Source organism: Asaia sp. SF2.1 (assembly GCF_000505765.1).
In the GTDB taxonomy this organism is placed as follows: Bacteria; Pseudomonadota; Alphaproteobacteria; order Acetobacterales; family Acetobacteraceae; genus Asaia; species Asaia bogorensis.
Window position 1 is genome coordinate 112838 of sequence record NZ_AYXS01000049.1, and the last position, 3819, is coordinate 116656.

General features: G+C 65.9%; 4 protein-coding genes. All 4 read right to left on the bottom strand.

All coding sequences use genetic code 11. From position 1 onward, the window contains the following. Positions 1-613, bottom strand: a 613-nt coding sequence (locus P792_RS39345) for an efflux RND transporter permease subunit (protein ID WP_035440838.1), incomplete at its 3' end; no start/stop codon positions are given. After that, entirely contained in the window at positions 610-1980 is a 1371-nt protein-coding gene (locus P792_RS34115) for an efflux RND transporter periplasmic adaptor subunit (RefSeq protein WP_231367964.1), read from the bottom strand. The genes P792_RS34115 and P792_RS39345, both read right to left, overlap by 4 nt. Positions 1981-1982: 2 nt before the next feature. Further along, positions 1983-3239 carry a TolC family protein gene (locus P792_RS34120; protein WP_010667678.1) on the bottom strand — a complete coding sequence of 419 codons (1257 nt, stop codon included), beginning with the start codon at positions 3237-3239 and terminating at the stop codon, positions 1983-1985. Between the two features lies 1 nt (position 3240). After that, positions 3241-3651, bottom strand: coding sequence for a FixH family protein (locus tag P792_RS34125; RefSeq protein ID WP_010667677.1), 411 nt, complete (start codon positions 3649-3651; stop codon positions 3241-3243). Positions 3652-3819 lie beyond the last annotated feature (168 nt).

Sequence of the window (3819 nt, forward strand, 5' to 3'; positions counted from 1 at the left end):
CCACGCGCGACAGCGGGATACCGTAGGCCTGGAGCTTCCGGGGATCGACGACGATCTGATATTGCCGTTCGAACCCGCCAATGGCGGCCACCTCGGCGACGCCGGACGCCTTGGTCAATTGAAAGCGGATCACCCAATCCTGCAGGCTGCGCAATTCCGCCAGCGTGCGCTGTTTACCCTGGACGACATATTCGTAGACCCAGCCGACACCGGTTGCATCCGGCCCCAGCGACGGCGTGACACCCGCGGGCAGGCGCTTCTGCGCGAAATTGAGATATTCCAGCACGCGCGAACGCGCCCAGTAGAGATCGGTACCGTCGTCGAAGACGACGTAGACGAACGACGTGCCGAACGTCGAAAAACCGCGCACCACTTTCGAATGCGGCACCGCCAGCAACGCCGTGGTCAAGGGATAGGTGACCTGATCCTCGACGACCTGCGGCGCCTGGCCGGGATAGTCGGTATAGACGATCACCTGCGTGTCCGAGAGATCGGGAATGGCATCGAGCGGCGTGTTCATCACCGCCCAGACACCAGCCCCCACGAGGAACAACGTTCCCAGTATCACCAGCAGCGGGTTACGCGCCGACACCGCAATGATTCTGGCAATCATCGACCGGCACTCCCTGCCCGGGCAGGCTTGCTGTCCGGCACGGTAAAGGCCTGTAGGGCGGCGCGCAGATTACTTTCGGAATCGATCAGAAAGTTGGCGCCGACCACCACGCTTTCCCCCGCCTTCAGGCCATCCAGGATCTGAGCCTCGTCATTGCCACGCGCGCCGACGCGCACCGAACGGGGTGCAAAACGGCCCTCCCCCGTTTCGACCAGCACAACCTGACGGGTGCCGCTGTCGATAACCGACGAGGACGGCACGACCAGCACCGGCCCCGCCATGGACGCAGGGACATCGATCGCGATATCGGCATACATGCCTGCCCGCAGCACACTATCCGCATTCGGCAACACGATCCGGATACGTCCGGTTCGCGTCTCGGTGGAGACGCTCGGATAGAGGAAATCGACGGTTCCGTCGAAGCGACGACCGGGAAAGGCGACAAGGCTGGCGTGCGCCTGCTGACCGACCCGCACCGCGCCCAGATCCTGCTCCTGCACTTCGGCAATCAGCCAGATCGGTGCGGTCGCCGCCGTCCGGTACAGCGGTTGATCCGGCCCGACGCGCGCGCCCTCCACCGCCATCTTTTCGGTCACGACCCCGTCCGCCGGCGCAACGACCGGGATGTGCCGCACGGCATGCCGGGTGCGTCGCAGCCGCGCGATTTCGGTCTCAGGCGCCCCAAGAGAGCGCAGGCGCTCCAGCGCGGCCGTTGCCATAGCCGGGTCCAAACTGGTGGCAATCAGATATTCCTGCTCGGATGCAACCAGATCCGGCGCGTAGATTTCGGCCATGACCTGGCCACGCCAGACAGGATCGCCTGTGGCAGCGATATCGAGATGCTCGACCCAGCCGCCGACCCTGCTTGTCACCAAGGCGATGCGCCGTTCATCGAACTGGGCAATGCCGGTGGCATGCACGCTGCGGTTCAGCACCGGCTGCACTGCGGCAACGGAAGTCCGCACGCCGAGGATCTGCAAACGACCGGGCGGCACAAAAACCGTTCCCGCATCCCGGATCTCGTTCTCATAGACAGGGAGGTACGCCATCCCCATGGCATCTTTCTTCGGCACCGGCGAAGTGTCGGGCAGCCCCATGGGATTGCGATAAAATAGCACCCGGCCACGATCCGCCGACCGGGCCGAGGGACCGGAGGATCGCGAGGACGCGGCACCAGACCCCTGTGACCCGTCAGCATAGACCGGAACATAATCCCGACCCTCCGACGTCTTCTTCGGATTGGCGGAATAGGCGGGCTTGCCGTCCGGATCCTGGTAATAGAGTGGCGTTCGGTCAGTCGCCGTCGCCGGTCCTGGCGTAGCGGTCGAAAGCGGGAGCAACGCCAGGACCAGGGACAGAAGACGCACCTTCACAGATCACCCCCGATCAGGCGCTCGATGGTGGCCAGTTCCGTCTGTTCGTCGGTCTCGGTCCGGAGAAGCTCCAGCTCGGTGTCGTGCATCTGATGTTCCGCCGCGATCGCTGCCGCGAGATCGCCATGCCCCTGGCTGTAGCTGGCCAGCGTCGTCCGCGAGAGCGCGTCCGCCTGCGGCATACGCTGGCGACGGAGGAGGCTCTCCACATCGCGCGCCGCCTTGAGGCGGGCCAAGGCTTCGGCCAAGGCTGCCTGGATGGTCGCCATCGTTCCGTCGCGACGGCGCTCGGCGGCATCAAGGCGCGCGGTCTGCGCGTCTTCGTCGGCGCGCTTGGCACCGAACTGCACGGGGATGCTCAGCGAGACCATGGCGCTGAACCCCGTCGGGGCATTGGTCTGCACGACCGGGCCGCCGCCGACCGTCACATCGGGATACCAGGCCCGCTCGGCCAGCCGTCTCCGGCTTTCCGCCTCGTCGATTGCCGCGCTGTTCGCATGGACGGCGCCATTCCCGCTGCGCGCCCGGTCGAGCAAGCTCTCCACGCGCGGCAGAACCGCTGGGATCGGACGTAGCCGCATGGGCTCGGCCAATGGGGCGCCCGGGGGGCGGGCCAGCAGCGCATTCAGTTGGGCGGCGGCGGACTCTCGCTCGGCCTCCAGCCGGCTCGCCTCGATGACGGTGTTCGTCTCCTCCTCCTGGGCCTGGATCACGCCCGATTGGGCACCGTCGCCCTGGCCGTAGCGCACCATGGTCGCCTGCCGCATCTTGCGGGCGAGCGTCTGGATCTGCCGGTTGACCACCAGCGCGCGGGTAAAAGCGTAATAGCGCGCGAAGGCAATTTTGATCTGCGCGTCGAGTTCGTCCTGGGCGGCCCGCTCCCGGCCGCGCGCCGCGTCCACCTCGGACAGCGCCGCACGATGACGCAGATCCCGCTTTCCCCAGAGCGGGAAAGTTTGCGAGATCGTGATGAAGTTCATGCTGAACAGGCCGCCGGAGTGATAATTCTGGTAATTCTCCGTCAGCACCGGATCGTCCAGCGCACCGGCCGCTTCCGCCTGGGCCGCAGCGGCGGTCGTATCGAGTCCGGCGGCCCGCACCGCGGGGTTCAGGCGCTCGCCGAGCGCGAGCAGGCTCTCTACGGTGGCACCCGGCGGCCCTTCAGCCGCACGAGCAGCCCCGGATGAAACGATAAGAGCAGCCGCAGCCAGGAGCAGGCGCCCCGCCGCGTCACGGTTCCGCCGGGTTGCCATGCTATTTCTCCAGCGTGACAACAACGGAACCGCGCACCGTCTCGGTTTCACCCTGCACCTTGGCCGCGAGCGTGATCGCCCACGGGCCGGGAGCACCGGCATCGAGGTCGATACGATAGAGCCCATCGCCTGACGCCGGCTCGATGGTCGTGGGCGAGGTCATCGTCGCCATGCCCATGGGGCTCATGTCGGCCTTGCTCTCGAAGATGACGGCGTCCATGACCGGCTTGCCGTCGGGCACATGCACAAGCCGCACGATCATGACAGCCTTGTCACCGCTCAGATGTGCCTGCTTGCCGGCAGCCTCGAAACGATAATCCGTCGCTGCCGCGAATGTCGGTGACACAAAGGCACCGGTCACGACGACGCAGGAGGCGAGCGCCAACGCACCCGCGATCAGATATGTACGCATGATAATGGAATCCTTCCCGCCCCGGAAATCCGGGGATAGAGCGCTGATCGACGTCCGGTTGCGGTCAGGACGCGCGAATACGCGCGCTCCTGAACGCAGGACGTGCGGAAACCAACGCCGTCACGGCGCCGGTGGGATCAGGCGGTTCTGGGAGGGAAGGAAAGCGGC